Consider the following 14936-nt stretch of genomic DNA (forward strand, 5'->3'; position numbering starts at 1 on the left):
AATGGAGCTTACTGATTGAAGAAACAACTTAAACAAGCAATGGCTAGCTTGGGTTAGGGTTTATTGCGGCGAAAAAACTGCTGAGAGGCAAATTCATCTGTCATCTTTTGCTCTTTCTTCAACTCAAGTGCTTGGCGTTTTTTCTCTTTATTCTCTAAGAGTAGTTCTACTGCCTTACGTTTCTTCTGCTTCTCGAGCCAATGCTGCTGACGATAATTTTTTTGCTTCTCCCCATCGGCGACCACACGATTTTGCTGCGCAATGGCCTCATCGATTTGGCGGATAAAACGGTGGAATTGGTGATAATGGCTGGCGCTGATGGCTTGTCCCTGCTGAGACTGCATCTGCTTCATGTAGTCCAAGCGATAATTGTTGAGTGCATCCAACTGATTTTGACGCTTTTGACACTCTAATTGTGCCGACTTTAGCAACAACGCAGCCTGTTCCTCTGCATCGAGGGCTAATTTTAACACCAGCAATAAAGGATCGGCATTCGCCATAACAGTCTCGATTATTTACATTGCGCCGCGAGTTGCCCAAGCATGACTTGGCTATCGGCAAAACTAAAGGCATCACGCATGGTTTGGCGTAAGAAGGCATTCATCGCAGGTTGCAGGCGTATGGCGTTATCGATTCGCGGATCGCTGCCTTGGGCATAAGCCCCGATCGAAATCAGGTCCTTATTCTGCTGGTAAAGGGAATAGGTCTGTTTGACGCGGCGCATGGCTTCTAAGTGCTCGTTCGAAATCACCATTGGGGCCACACGGCTAATGGAAGCCTCAATATCGATTGCGGGATAGTGCCCGGAATCAGCTAATGCACGGGAGAGCACAATATGGCCGTCGAGGATAGCCCGAGATGCATCGGCAATAGGATCCTGTTGGTCATCGCCCTCGGTCAGTACAGTATAAAATGCGGTTATAGAACCTTGCCCGGGACCACCATTGCCTGCCCGCTCAACCAAACGTGGCAATTTCGCAAATACCGAAGGTGGATAACCTTTCGTCGCCGGTGGCTCACCTACGGCTAGGGCAATCTCCCGCTGCGCCTGGGCATAACGAGTCAAACTGTCCATTAATAACAATACGTTATAGCCTAAATCCCGAAAATACTCGGCAATACGAGTAGAGGTTTCACAGGCGCGAAGGCGCATTAATGGTGAAGTATCGGCGGGCGCCGCCACCACAACCGAGCGTGCTCTGCCCTTTTCACCAAGGATTTCTTCAATAAATTCTTTAACTTCGCGACCACGCTCCCCCACTAATCCCACCACAATAATGTCAGCGGTAGAGCCTCGCGTCATCATGCCGAGTAGCACACTCTTACCCACGCCAGAGCCTGCAAATAGGCCCATACGTTGGCCCTTACCAACGGTGAGCATGGCATTGATGGCGCGTACGCCCACATCGAGTGGTTCGGTGATCGCTCGGCGAGAAAGTGGATTGATGGCGTTACTGTGCCTCGGCGCCTGTTGCTCAGTCGATAAAGCGCCAAGACCATCTAATGGCACACCATTACCGTCGAGTACGCGCCCCAACAGGGATAAGCCCACATTGAGCCCCGCCTGCTCACCGAGGGGAATAACCCGTGCGCCGGGTAACACACCGCGCAATTCCTCAATCGGCATCAGATACAGCAGTTCATCGTCGAAGCCAACAACTTCGGCGATCAACTCTCCCGCCATGGTTTCGATAGAACACAAGCTGCCAACGGGGGCGCGACAACCACTAGCTTCTAAGGTTAAGCCAACCACGCGCACCAGTTGGCCACTGGCGACAGCACGGAATGGCGGGACTTTATCGATGCAATGATTCAGCTTATTCAGCAGTTGATGGCGGCGATTTTGCATCTTGCTCTCCATCATGTTGTGGCTGGCTACTTTGCGCCTCGTCACCTAGCTCGGTAGTCGAGGCAACTTTTGCGGCGTTTTCCTCATCGAGGACCGCTTGGCGCTGTTGCTGCTGATGACTCAAATGGGATTGTTGATTACGTAAGGATTCAAATACCGCATCAATGCGCGAGGATAGGGTTAAATCCACCAACGAGCGTTGGCTACTAATGATGCAGTCGCCGACAGAGAGGGTAGGATCCGCCTCTAATTGCCACTGATTAAGGTTCAATTGAGTACTGGAATATAGCTTCTCGACTAAAGTGACATCGTCGGGATGGAGACGAATACTGACGCTTTGCTCCTTGATCGGCAATGATTCAACCCCTAAACGCAGTGCAGATAAAATTTGCTCTGGATGGGTTTTAAGTTCATGACCAATCACAGATTTAGCCAGCGCCATGGTTAGCGTCATTAAAGAATGTTCAATATCGCCATCGAGTAATTGCAATGGCTTTTCAAACTGACTCAGCAGTCCTTCGAAGCGAGTGACTAATGCCTTCGCTTCGGCAAGCCCAGCTTCGAGCCCCTGCTCATGCCCTTGGGCTAGGCCCTCGGTATGGCCTTGCTCTAATCCTTCGAGTCTGCCCTGCTCTAGCCCTTCGGCATAACCTTGGGTCTTGCCTTCGTTAAAGCCTTCCTCCTCGGCTTGAGCGCGAATGTCTTCAATCTCGGCCAAGGTTGGTGGAGCAACCGTTTCAACGGCCACGGCCTTCGGCGATAGTTGCCCTGCATAACCAAACAGGTTGGAGACACCCTCTTCCTCGGCTTCGGTGACATCGGGTAATGACCAATGACTGAACTCAATATCGGCGTCGCTGACGACCCTGTGGGACAATTTATTGTCGCTATTGTCACTCCGATTAGAGGAACTCATCGCCACCACCGCCGCCTAACATGATTTCACCGCTGTCACTTAAACGACGTGCAATTGACAGAATTTCTTTTTGAGCAATCTCCACTTCGCTGATCCGGATCGGGCCCATGGCCTCTAAATCGTCACGCAGCAATTCGGCGGCCCGTTTTGACATATTGCCCAGAATTTTATCTTTAAGTTGATCGTCGGTACCTTTAAGTGCCTTCATCAACACATCCTGCTGCACTTCACGCAGCAAGGTTTGGATACCGCGGTCGTCTACATCGATCAGGTTTTCGAACACGAACATTAAGTCTTGGATTTGCTGCGCCATTTCCTCGTCGGTTTCGCGCATGGTTTCCATCAACTGGCTTTCGATACCGGTATCGAGGTAGTTCATGATGTTGGCAGCCGCTTTTAAACCGCCCATCTTCGCCGCCTGTGCGCCACCTTGGCCGGCGAATTGTTTCTCCATGATATCGTTCAATTCCTGCAATGCCGCAGGCTGCACTTCTTCAAGGTTAGCAATACGCATCATTAAGTCTAAGCGCGTGTTCTCAGGGAACTGGCCGAAAATCTCCGCCGCTTGATCTGGCTCTAAATACGATAAAACAATGGTTTGGATCTGAGGATGTTCGTTTTGGATGATAGTTGCCACTTGGCGCGCATCCATCCATTTGAGTGAGTCTAAGCCTTTGGCGCCGCTGCCCATGATAATTTGTTCAATCAAATTACCGGCTTTGTCTTCACCTAAAGCCGCGGTTAACGCCTTACGGACGAACTCTTCACTGTTAAAACCAATAGAAGAATACTTTTGAATATCATCGAGAAACAGCTTATGCACCCCGATGACTTTTTCCTGCCCAAAGTCTTCCATGGCCGCCATCGCCATCCCCACCTTTTGCACTTGTTTAGGTTCTAAGTGCTTTAAAATGGAGGCGGCATCGGCTTCACTCAAACTTAACAGTAAAATTGCCGTTTTTTCGATACCGCTGAGATCCTTTACATTAAAGCCAGAAGTTTCAGCGGCGTCTTTTGATTTATTCTCAGCCATTGTCTTGTAACCAGTTTTTCACGACTTGGGTAGAAAGCTCGGGCTCATTGGCCACAAGCGCACGGATAGCTTTAATCATATCATCATCTTTATGCAGATTAGGGATAAGAATTGAGCCATCGTCGGCATAACTATACTCTGCTTCTTTGGTATTGAGCATCCCTAAGGTATCGGCGGCGTATTGGTCTTCAATCTCGGCCAGCTCATTACCCAGTCTTGAATCTTCTGGCATGTTCACATTGTCAGGATAGATTAAGCGTTTCAACATTGGACGCACTACAGCAAGAATGAGCACTAAGATCACTAAGGCACCAACACCTAACTTGACCGCACGCCAGAACCAAGGTTGCTCCCAAAGCTCAGGCGCAGGAACATCTTCAACCAATTGATCCATAAAGGGAACAGTGACCACCTCTAAAACATCACCACGCTGGGCGCTAAAACCTACCGCACCTTCCAGTAAACGGCGGATATTGGTGAGCTCTTGCTCGGTACGAGCAACGCGCGCCACTTGGCCATTTTCACCGGCGGCGCCCGGTTTAAAGTCCACGGCAACCGATACACTGACGCGGCGCACAACGCCAATTTGCTGACGGGTATGGCTGATAGTGGTGTCTAATTCAAAATTACGGGTTGCTTCGCGGTGCGAGTTACCCGCCGTTACGCTTTCAGTCGCCTTAGCCGCTTCCTGTGGAATATTAGACTCCATCGGTGGCTGGTTCGATAACGCGCCAGGAATACCACCAGTCGAACCGCCAGTCGAATTATTCTCGACCGTCATTTCGCTGCGCAGCGACGGTAAATCGGGGTTAAAACGTTTTGCCGTTTGCTCGACCGCGGTGAAATCCATGCTCACATCAACTTGGGAAGTGAAGTTATCAGGACCAAGGATGGGCGTCAGAATGGAGTCAATTTTAGTGCGGTATTCGGCTTCTTTTTGTTGTACTAGTTCAAGCTCACGGCGTGCCCTTGCAGACACACCATCTTGACTGCCTGAATTGAGTAAACGGCCATTAGAATCTGTAACTGTGACGCGAGATGGCTCTAAGCCCTGAACCGCAGAAGCGACGATATCCACAATCGCATCGACTTCACCTTGGCCTAAACCACCACGGCGAGTGTTAATGACAACGGTCGCACTGGGTTGCGAGGTATTGCGGGCAAACACGTTTTCTTTCGGGAGCGCTAAAATCACCTTGGCGCGGCTAACACTTTGTAATTGTTCGATTGCGCGGGCGAGATTTTCTTCTTGGCTATGCTTGAGACGAGCCTGCTCCATGCGTTGGCTCACGCCAAAACCACTGTCTTGGGTCAAGAAGTCTTTGCTTGAGGCTGCGGCACTATCGATACCCGCACGGCTCAGCATCATTTTAACTTCTTGATATTTGTCTTCGGGCACCTTAACAACGTCGACATCGATTTGATATTTGATCTTGTTTTTATCGAGTACATCGAGCACTTGCACCATTTCCTGAGTCTCCATTTTACCCAATGGACGATACTCAGGTTCCTGTGCCCAGATCATGACGAACACGGCTAATGCCAAACAAATGGCAAGGGCTAAAATCATGGTGATTTGACGCATCATATCGACGCCACCGAGACTCCCCAGCACGCCGGATTTATTTTCCTGTTGGACCCCTTGGTCCACTGCGCCGGCGTTTGATCCGACAATCATTTCTGTGCTCACGATTCGTACCTGCTAATTGCGTTATTCACTGGCCTAAACAGGCATGCTCATTATTTCTTTATAAGCTTCAACGAGCTTATTGCGCACTTGGACTGTGGCTTCAAAGGCAACACTGGCCTTTTCGCGGGCGATAACTGTATCAGAAAGGCTCACAGTGGTGTCACCCATTTCGAGTCGGGTCGCAAGATTCGATGAGGTTGATTGCAAACCACTAACATTGCCAATGGCTTGGGAGAGGAGTTGTCCAAAGTCAGCACCGCTGGTGTTATTCACTTGCTGCACAATGTTATTGGGTGAAATCCCAAAAGAAGGTTTAATTTCACCTTGAAGTGACTGCATTTCTTGCAGTAATGAATTCGCGCCAATTTGCATGTCGTGCTCCCCATCGTCGAGTTATTGACGATTAAACTCTCTAGATAAACAGGATATGCAAAAGCACGGCCAAGTTTTCACTTAGCCGTGCTAAAAAGAATTGAGGGAATCGTCAGATATGAAATTGCCACAGGGTAACCCAGTGGCAAAGGTGCAAGTTAGGTTGCAAAAACCGACTTAGTTGGGCAATTGAATCCCCATATCGCGCATTCTGGCCATCTTGTATCTTAAAGTACGCGCACTGATCCCGAGTTTCTCGGCAACCAACTTACGGCTACCCTGGCATTGCGCTAGGGTTTCGAGAATGATCACATGCTCCTGCGCCTTCAACTCTTCACCTAAACCTTCAGGCTCACTGGCGAATTCGGCTTCATCGGATAACAGAGGCACATCTTGGGCATCGATAATAATATCGTTGGCGCTAATCACAGCTCCAGCACGTAAAATTAACGCGCGTTGGACAACGTTATCCAACTCGCGCACATTCCCCGGCCAGCGGTGGCTGAGTAAACGACGACAAGCTGCCTCATCAAACTCAGGCAAATCAAGCACATTGAGCGCCTTCGCGTGCTTGGCTAGCAAATGCCGAGCTAAGGGCAAAATATCCGCAGGGCGTTGATTCAAAGCTGGCCATGTCAGTGGAAACACGTTAATACGATAATAGAGATCCTCCCGAAATTGCCCCGCAGCAACGACGGCCTTTAAATCGCGATTCGAGGTGGCAAGCACCCGAACATCTAACTTAATGGTTTTGCGACCGCCTAAACGCTCTACTTCACGCTCTTGCAGCACACGCAGCAGTTTGGCCTGAAGTCCCAAATCCATCTCTGAAATTTCATCGAGTAATAAGGTGCCGCCCTGCGCCTGCTCAAATTTACCAGGACACGCCTGATAAGCACCGGTAAAGGCGCCCTTTTCATAACCAAATAAGGTCGCCTCAAGCATATTCTCGGGGATAGCCGCACAGTTAATGGCCACAAATGCTTGATCGGCACGGCTGCTGTGCTGATGAATATAACGGGCTAACACTTCTTTACCTGAGCCGCTTGGCCCAAGGATCATCACTGAGGCATCGGATGCCGCCACTCGCTGCGCCAGAGACAAGAGCGCGAGACTCTTTTCATCGGCAACGACTGGCTTATCACTATTTTGTTTGAGCGGTAAATAGCGGGAAACTTGGTTGAGCAACACCTCTGGAGCAAAGGGCTTAGCCAAATAATCGACGGCGCCCAATTTAATTGCACTCACCGCACTGCCAATGGTGGCATATGCCGTCATCAATAACACTGGCAGCTTAGGGTGATGCTGCTGTAAGTAATTTAATAAGCCTAAGCCGCCAATACCCTGCATCTGCACATCGCTGATCACTAAATCAAACTGATGTTGCTTCAAGGCGATAATGGCTTCCTCGCCGGAGGCCACATCGATACAGTCGTATTGCGCCAACATCAAGGTATCGAGCAAAGCCTCACGCAGGGATGCATCGTCTTCGACTAAGAGTAATTTGGCTTCAGACATAGGGTTTCTCCAGCGGCAATACAGTCGCCGATTTCGCCTGCGGGAACGTCAGCGACACAGTACAACCTTTATTAGGCATACAACTCAATTGGATTTGTCCGCCATGATTGCGCACCACCGACTGCACAACGGCTAAGCCTAGGCCCGTTCCTTGCGCTTTGGTGGTAAAGAAAGGCTCCAACACTTTTTGTTGCATCTTGGCATCCAGCCCTTTACCATTGTCGACCACATTGAGGGCTAGCTGCTCGCCGATATCATTAGCGACGATTTGGATCTGCGTTGCTCCGGCTTCAAGGCTATTCATCACCAGATTATTCACGGCGGAACTGAGCGCGTTCACATTCGCCAGCATTAGGCCATTGGACGCATTGGTGACGGTCAATGCTGCGCCGCGCTGAGCCACAATCGGCTCACAGTTCGCCATAACAGTATTAATCACCTCATCAAGGTTAACTAACTCGCCCAATTCATCCTGCCGCCCTTTAGCCATCAACAGCATATCGTTAACTTGGCGTTCAAGCTCATTGAGTCTATCGACTAATTTTTGCTGAAATTTTGCCTTAGCAGATTCAGATAATTTGGGACTGGCCAGATTCGCAGCATAGAGCAGTGCAGCCGACAGTGGCGTACGCACCTGATGCGCCAGCGTCGCGACCATTTTTCCGAGGGCTGATAAGCGCTGCAGATGGGACAGATTTTTTTGCAGTAGACGGGTTTCGGTCAGATCCGTCAGCACAATTAATTGGCCTGGTTCCGGCGTTAATGGGGTAATAGCTAATTTGACTCGGCGGCCATTACGTAATGACACCTCATGGCCGTCATCGTCCTGCGGTGCAAACGCCGTATGGATCACATCAATCCAGCGCACGCCGCATAACGACTGCTCCAGCAATTCCACGGCAACAGGGTTTGCATCGGTGACAATACCATCACCGTTCAAAATCACCACGCCAGAGGGCATAGCCTGTAAAATATGCTCCATTCGATTGGACATATTGGCGGCCTCACGCAGTTGGTTCCATTGTTTGCTAGTGTGCTTGAATGTTTCAAGTTGCGCTAGTGGATGGGCTGACATAGTCACTCCGTCAAAAAATTGCTTCTGACGGAGTGTTTGCAGATTCTATGCCAAATTAAGAAATGAATTTAGATAGGTAAAACAATAGGATAAACAACTGGAATATGACTATTCTTTCGTCATTCCGTACTTACGCATTTTCTCAACTAAGGTCGTGCGGCGAATACCTAGCATCTCGGCGGCGCGCGCAACCACGTTATCCTGTTGTTCTAACGCTTGGCGTATCATGTCGATTTCAAGCTCAGCCAACAGATCCTTAAGGTTGACCCCTTCCGGCGGTAACTCGCTCGGGAAACGGGTTTCAGGGATTTCAACCGGCTCTTCACTGGTGAAGATGGATGCTAATGCATCACGCTCCTGTTGTTCTTCACTGAGTTCGATACTGTATTCGGGCACATCGATATGACGATACTTAATAGGCAAGTCATTCACATCGACTAACCCGCCCGGATATAAAATCGTTAAACGCTCGACAAGGTTAGACAGTTCTCGCACGTTACCCGACCAAGCGTGTTCTTTTAACGATTCAATCGCCCGTTGAGTAAAGCGAACTTTGCCACGGCCTTCGTTATAGACTCGGCTTACCAGCTCTTGCAACAGTAAGGGAACGTCATCCTTGCGATCGCTTAGTGCTGGCATCTCGATCGGAAAGACGTTGAGACGATAATACAGATCTTCACGGAACTCATTACCCGTGATCATACTTTCAAGATCTCTGTGGGTTGCAGCTACAACGCGGACATCGGCATTAATAGTCTTAGTGCCACCAACACGCTCAAAAACACGCTCCTGCAACACACGCAGTAACTTGACCTGCATCTGCAAAGGCATATCACCGATCTCATCGAGAAACAGTGTGCCACCTTCGGCAAGCTCGAAACGGCCCTTACGTGAGCTAATAGCCCCCGTAAAAGAGCCCTTCTCATGACCGAACAATTCGCTTTCGAGTAGTTCTGGCGGAATCGCGCCACAGTTAACCGGAATAAAGGGACCATCACGACGTTCAGACAAGTAATGGATATTACGAGCAACCACTTCCTTACCCGTGCCTGACTGCCCGAGCACCAACACCGTCGCATCAGACGTCGCAACCTGACTGATCAAATGACGAACATTCGCGATGCCTTCACTGCGGCCCACTAAACTACGGAATAATTTGGTTTGATTCGCACTCGTTGGGACTTGTGGACGCTTAACCTGGCCATACACTTGGCAAAAATGCAGCAGCTCAGTGAGTTGCGGATAGTTTAATGGCTCTTCGATTTGACCTAGGATATTTGCAGCCTGTAACTCGCCCACATTGCCAAAGGACAAGATAGGTTGCCATGGATACTGATTCGCGATCGACTTTAATTCGTCAACGGACACAGTCTCTGTGCTGATCACCAAAGCGCGATAACGGGTATCTTGGAGGCTAGTGCTTAATTTTTCGATGGCGACAATCTCGATTTGCTCGCCCAAAAATTCAAAAATGCAACACAGGCGATTTAATCGCTCTGATGGGGTTCCGACAAGTAAAATTCGTTGATCTGTTTGCATCATTCAGTAGGCCGTAAAGCGCTAATTAGGTATCAATTCGCATTAATTATTTATGATTAGTTGCTGTAAAAGCTTAACAAATTCAATGTAACAATCTGTGCCACCATCACTACTGTGATGAATATTGTATTATCAGCAGTCGAGAAGCAAGCTTCGAATGCGGATTATGCCAAACTGAATTGATTTTAGTTCATTTATCCCATGATTCTAGTCAATTATGTCAATAAATTGACGAAAGCCAAAAAAAAGACGCACTCTGTGCGTCCTTTTTCCTGTTGATCTATAACACAATTAACGAGCTTCTGAATGCGAAGACATATTGTGTTTATCGGCAGGAATGGCATCCCAGCCTTCTTTGATGGTACGTAAAATATCGCACACATCATCAATCGCTTTTACATCATTATTGAGGTTAGCTTCGGAAATCTTACGCAGCATAAAATCATAAAGATCGCTGAGATTTTTAGCAATTTGCCCGCCTGCATCCATATCCAAGCTGTTATTTAATCCAGTAATAATACCAATGGCCTTGTTAATGTAAATGCCTTTACTTGGTAAGTCGTTTTGTTCAATTGCATAGCGACTCTGTGCTAAACGTTGTAACGCACCAGCAAACATTAACTGAATGATTCGATGTGGGGAAGCAACGGTAATTTCACTTTCTAGTGAAACCTTACGATATGATTGCAGTGACCCTCTCATAAACACCTACCTATTTGAATCTATAGTCTCATAAACACTTATCTGGCGCTTATTCTTACTGCTTGCATGTAATAATGCTTGCCTGTCAGCCATGATAATACTCGCCTTTTTTGAAAAGGCCTGAGTATGAGCAAGCTGACTATGAAGATAATTAGCATCCGTCATATTGGTATCGGCGACTAATACATTGAGTAAAAGTTGACGCTCTTCTACCATGCTTAGCAAGTTTGAGACCAAGTCATCGGTTCGAACATCTTCTGCAGGAATTCGTCTTAACTGTTCTAGCACTTGCTCCAGTGCCACATTCAGCTCATCGAGTTGCTTCACAAACGACCCCTTAACTTACATAAATCGATTTAGCTCTTTTTAACCGCGCCAGGTAATGAGTTTAGACGATCAACTAAACCGCTACTCTGTTGATTTAGTTGACCAACTACAAGGTCCATAGCATTAAACTGTTTAGTTAAGCGAGCAGTCAGCTGGTCCATTTTAAGCGAAAAAGCTTCACGTTGGTCATCTAAGCGATTCTGTTGATTGGTATAACTTGTTTCCCGATCGGCAATCAAACCGCGAGATTTAACATAGCTATCAGCAAGATCATAAAAACGGTTTGCAAGCCCTTGTTCTGGCGTTGAAAACAATGCTTCGATGTTAGGCATATCTTCAGAAAGCGCTTTAGTCAGCTTAGTATCATCAATAGACATTTTTCCATATCTATCCGTTTTAATACCAATATCATAAAGTGCGATGGAACCACCATCCTCAGTAGGAATTCGCTCACTGGCAATACTTCGAAGTTGAGATTCAATGGAACGGATCATTGAATCACCTTGCAGTGCTGCTGCAGTCTTCTTGTCTTTATCGTAAGAAGACATTTTATCAATTGCTGTCGCTAAACTATTATAAGCGTCAACAAAGGCTTGCACATTGGTTTTAACAGCGTCGTTATCTTGTTCGATTTTTACCGTTGTGGTTTTAGCAACATCGGCATCTGTTAAATTCAATGTCACACCCGTAATCGCATTTTTCACTTCATTGGTTTGCGAAGTAACTTTTTGATTATCAATATAAAGCACGGCATTTTTAGCATCTTGCAGTGTAGTTGTATTACCAGTACCAAACATATCTGTGAGCCCTGTGCCAGACGTATCCGTGGCAGTGAGGTTTATCTGGTTATCTTCACCGGTTTTATTTGAACTAAACACTAAGCGACTGCCTGCATCACTGGTAATCACTGTAGCTGTGACACCAACATTATCCGAAGCTTCATTCACTTTTTTGGCTATAGCAGCTAAGGAGTCTGTTGCGGCAATGTCGACCGAAAAACTTTCGCCATTAATATCAAAAGCTAAACTTCCCTCACCCACAGACAGAGTGGGATCGGTAACATTGGTTCCCGCTATCTTATGATTGACAGCCAATTGCTCAACTTTAATCCCATAGCTACCCGTTTGGGCCGTTTTATCAGCTGTAGCACTTAGGAAAGAGTCGCTACTAACAGAAATTTTCCGTTGATTTAATGCATCGCCTGTTTGAAGCTTTTTTACGGCATCCTGAAAAGTAGACAGTGCACTTTTTAATGTTCCCATCGCAGAAACTTTAGCTTTAATGCTGTCTTCAGTTTTATTAAACATCGCTTCTTTGGGTGTTTTCTCTGCATCGACTAGCACTTTTACGATATTAGTGATATCTAAACCAGAACCCATACCTGTCGCTGTTAATGCCATACAAACCTCTCACTCATCAACGGGTAAATTACTGTGCGAGCTTTAAGCCTCGGTTTTCATTAGAAGACCTGTCACTTCTGACAGTTTCTCAGCTAATTTAAGCGCTTCCTCACTAGGCATCTGTCTAATGACATCACCTGTATCTCTATCTAGGACTGTTACTACTGCTTGCCCCGAGTTTTCATCCACTTTAAATGCCAAGCCTTTACGCATCATTGACATCATATCAGAAAGCTCAGTCGCGACTTGGGTTAACTTTCCTGGCTCTTGTTCATTTTCTGTAGCACTTTGCTCTGTAGACTGTTCAACCACGGATACGGCAGCATCACTTTTTACTTCAACATCCGCCGTCGGTGCTTTCAGTGGTACTTGAGCTAAATCAACCCTGCTTTGAAGCGGAGCTGATGTACTGGCTATATTGATATCCATAGCTATACCTCACCATCAGGAGCATTTGTCTTATAACAGCTAAACAAACACTATAACTTTAATGACCATTTATGCGGCAAAGGGAGATCCGTCACCGAACCTCCCTTATAACCTTATACTTCAGTGTGTTATTAAAGTAGTGATAAGGCTACTTGAGGTAATTGGTTAGCTTGCGCCAACATTGCTGAGCCTGTTTGTTGCAACACTTGGTTCTTAGTCATTTGAGACGTTTCTTTGGCAAAGTCGACGTCTACAATACGACTCTTAGCATCGGCTACGTTAGCTTGAGTGTTAGCACTGTTGCTAATGTTGTGAGCTAAACGGTTTTGAATAGCACCTAACTTACCACGTTGAGTGTCAATAGATTTTATCGCTGCATCGATCTTAGTTAATGCAGTACTGCGAGCAGCAGAAGTTCCCGCTGATAGCGTCTTAACCGATAATGCTGTTGCGTCAGTTTTAGATACAGAGATACTGATGGTTTCACCATTTTGAGCGCCAACTTGAAATTTCTTCCCTGAACCAAAACCACCACTCAATAGCTTGGTATTACCGAACGCAGTAGTTTTACCAATTTCTTCAATCTCATTAGCTAACTGAGTAAGCTCTGCTGTGATTGAAGCTAAATCTGCAGTACTATTCGCACCGTTCGTTCCTTGAATAGTTAGATCACGCATCCGTTGCAACATATTAGTTTGTTCTTGCATCGCGCCTTCAGCGATTTGCGCAATCGATATTGCATCATTCGCATTACGCATGCCAACTTCGAGACCACGAACTTGGCTATTTAGACGGTTAGAAATAGCGAGACCAGCAGCATCATCTTTTGCGCCGTTGATGCGAAGACCACTGGATAAACGTTCCATTGAAGTGGCCAAACCGCTAGCTGAAGTATTTAGGTTTTTCTGTGCTTTTAAAGATGTAACGTTTGTGTTTACTGTAATGGCCATGATCGTTTCCTCTTTATACCTGGCTTGTCTAAACTTGCCTGTCTACATAAGCCAGGCGGGTCTTAGTGGTTACAGTATATTTAACGGCCGCACCTTTTTTATCTTTAGAATTATTTTTCAAAAATTTTTATCTATATAAAAAATCTTTTTTTTCATATAGATAAAAATTTACCATTACAAAACTTTGCCTACTTTTCTAACCTTGGCTAGAACTAGAAAAAGTAGGCAAAAGTACTCGACAAAAATACACTAACTTAAGCTTAGCCCAATAGTGACAACGCCACTTGCGGCAGTTGGTTAGCTTGAGCAAGCATCGCAGATCCGGTCTGTTGTAATACCTGATTCTTAGTCATAACTGACGTTTCTTTCGCAAAATCGACATCCACAATACGGCTCTTTGCATCAGCTACGTTTGCTTGAGTATTAGCGCTATTACTAATATTGTGCGCTAGGCGGTTCTGAATTGCACCTAACTTACCTCGCTGACCATCGATAGTTTTAATTGCAGCATCAATCTTAGTTAACGCTGTACTACGGGCTGCAGATGTACCGGCAGATAATGTAAGAACCGATAACGAAGTTGCGTCTACTTTTCCTACAGAGATTTTAATATTTTCACCATTTTGATGCCCAACTTGAAACGTCTTCCCAGCAGCAAATCCACCACTTAATAGTTTTGTATTACCAAAAGCAGTTGTTTTACCAATTTGTTCAATTTCATTAGCCAATTGTGAAATCTCTGCAGATATCGAAGCTAAATCAGCAGTACTATTGGCACCATTCGTTCCTTGAATAGTTAAGTCCCTCATACGCTGTAACATGTTGGTTTGTTCTTGCATTGCACCTTCTGCAATCTGTGCGATAGAAATTGCATCGTTGGCGTTACGCATACCGACTTCCAGACCACGTACTTGGCTGTTTAAACGGTTAGAAATTGCTAAACCAGCCGCGTCATCTTTAGCACTGTTAATACGCAGACCGCTCGATAGACGTTCCATAGAGGTAGATAAACCACTATTGGAGGTATTTAAATTTTTCTGTGCCTTCATTGAAGTCACGTTAGTATTAACGGTAATAGCCATGTTGAGTTCCTCTTCCTAGTTATACTGCCAAGGCTTGGAGCTTGGCTAAATTTT

15 protein-coding genes are annotated in these 14936 nt (G+C 46.5%); all 15 read right to left on the reverse strand.

Annotation, left to right across the window (positions count from 1 at the left end; genetic code table 11):
• Nucleotides 1-53: 53 nt before the first annotated feature.
• Nucleotides 54-500: a flagellar export protein FliJ gene (fliJ, locus tag B5P39_RS14330; protein ID WP_088211990.1), complete on the reverse strand. Its 447-nt coding sequence runs from the start codon at nucleotides 498-500 to the stop codon at nucleotides 54-56.
• An 11-nt stretch (nucleotides 501-511) separates the two neighbouring features.
• Nucleotides 512-1849, reverse strand: coding sequence for a flagellar protein export ATPase FliI (gene fliI / locus B5P39_RS14335; protein ID WP_088211991.1), 1338 nt, complete (start codon nucleotides 1847-1849; stop codon nucleotides 512-514).
• A complete protein-coding gene (gene fliH / locus B5P39_RS14340) occupies nucleotides 1818-2765 on the reverse strand; it encodes a flagellar assembly protein FliH (protein ID WP_088212101.1) in 948 nt (315 codons plus the stop codon). The genes fliI and fliH overlap by 32 nt, the downstream gene beginning before the upstream one ends.
• Nucleotides 2752-3798, reverse strand: a complete 1047-nt coding sequence (gene fliG / locus B5P39_RS14345) for a flagellar motor switch protein FliG (RefSeq protein ID WP_088211992.1) — start codon at nucleotides 3796-3798, stop codon at nucleotides 2752-2754. The genes fliH and fliG overlap by 14 nt, the downstream gene beginning before the upstream one ends.
• The gene (fliF, locus tag B5P39_RS14350) at nucleotides 3791-5476 is read right to left on the reverse strand and encodes a flagellar basal-body MS-ring/collar protein FliF (RefSeq protein ID WP_176399950.1); all 1686 of its coding nucleotides are present in this window, start codon (nucleotides 5474-5476) and stop codon (nucleotides 3791-3793) included. Before fliF ends, fliG begins: the two co-directional genes overlap by 8 nt.
• 45 nt (nucleotides 5477-5521) lie before the next feature.
• Nucleotides 5522-5860: a flagellar hook-basal body complex protein FliE gene (fliE, locus tag B5P39_RS14355; protein WP_011625692.1), complete on the reverse strand. Its 339-nt coding sequence runs from the start codon at nucleotides 5858-5860 to the stop codon at nucleotides 5522-5524.
• A gap of 177 nt (nucleotides 5861-6037) precedes the next feature.
• The gene (locus tag B5P39_RS14360; RefSeq protein ID WP_088211994.1) at nucleotides 6038-7378 is read right to left on the reverse strand and encodes a sigma-54-dependent transcriptional regulator; all 1341 of its coding nucleotides are present in this window, start codon (nucleotides 7376-7378) and stop codon (nucleotides 6038-6040) included.
• Nucleotides 7371-8453: a sensor histidine kinase gene (locus tag B5P39_RS14365; RefSeq protein ID WP_088211995.1), complete on the reverse strand. Its 1083-nt coding sequence runs from the start codon at nucleotides 8451-8453 to the stop codon at nucleotides 7371-7373. The genes B5P39_RS14360 and B5P39_RS14365 overlap by 8 nt, the downstream gene beginning before the upstream one ends.
• A gap of 108 nt (nucleotides 8454-8561) precedes the next feature.
• Complete coding sequence (locus B5P39_RS14370) at nucleotides 8562-9995, reverse strand: sigma-54 dependent transcriptional regulator (RefSeq protein WP_088211996.1); 1434 nt, start codon at nucleotides 9993-9995, stop codon at nucleotides 8562-8564.
• Between the two features lie 288 nt (nucleotides 9996-10283).
• Nucleotides 10284-10694: a flagellar export chaperone FliS gene (gene fliS, locus B5P39_RS14375; RefSeq protein ID WP_088211997.1), complete on the reverse strand. Its 411-nt coding sequence runs from the start codon at nucleotides 10692-10694 to the stop codon at nucleotides 10284-10286.
• A gap of 6 nt (nucleotides 10695-10700) precedes the next feature.
• Nucleotides 10701-11021: a flagella biosynthesis chaperone for FliD, FliT gene (locus B5P39_RS14380; protein ID WP_088211998.1), complete on the reverse strand. Its 321-nt coding sequence runs from the start codon at nucleotides 11019-11021 to the stop codon at nucleotides 10701-10703.
• 29 nt (nucleotides 11022-11050) lie between these two features.
• Nucleotides 11051-12421 carry a flagellar filament capping protein FliD gene (fliD, locus tag B5P39_RS14385; RefSeq protein ID WP_088211999.1) on the reverse strand — a complete coding sequence of 457 codons (1371 nt, stop codon included), beginning with the start codon at nucleotides 12419-12421 and terminating at the stop codon, nucleotides 11051-11053.
• 42 nt (nucleotides 12422-12463) lie between these two features.
• The gene (locus tag B5P39_RS14390) at nucleotides 12464-12850 is read right to left on the reverse strand and encodes a flagellar protein FlaG (RefSeq protein ID WP_088212000.1); all 387 of its coding nucleotides are present in this window, start codon (nucleotides 12848-12850) and stop codon (nucleotides 12464-12466) included.
• A gap of 131 nt (nucleotides 12851-12981) precedes the next feature.
• Nucleotides 12982-13800, reverse strand: a complete 819-nt coding sequence (locus B5P39_RS14395) for a flagellin N-terminal helical domain-containing protein (protein WP_088212001.1) — start codon at nucleotides 13798-13800, stop codon at nucleotides 12982-12984.
• A gap of 260 nt (nucleotides 13801-14060) precedes the next feature.
• The gene (locus B5P39_RS14400) at nucleotides 14061-14882 is read right to left on the reverse strand and encodes a flagellin N-terminal helical domain-containing protein (RefSeq protein ID WP_088212002.1); all 822 of its coding nucleotides are present in this window, start codon (nucleotides 14880-14882) and stop codon (nucleotides 14061-14063) included.
• Between the last annotated feature and the right edge of the window lie 54 nt (nucleotides 14883-14936).

The sequence above is a fragment of the Shewanella sp. Shew256 genome, assembly GCF_002196695.1.
GTDB lineage: Bacteria > Pseudomonadota > Gammaproteobacteria > Enterobacterales > Shewanellaceae > Shewanella > Shewanella mangrovisoli.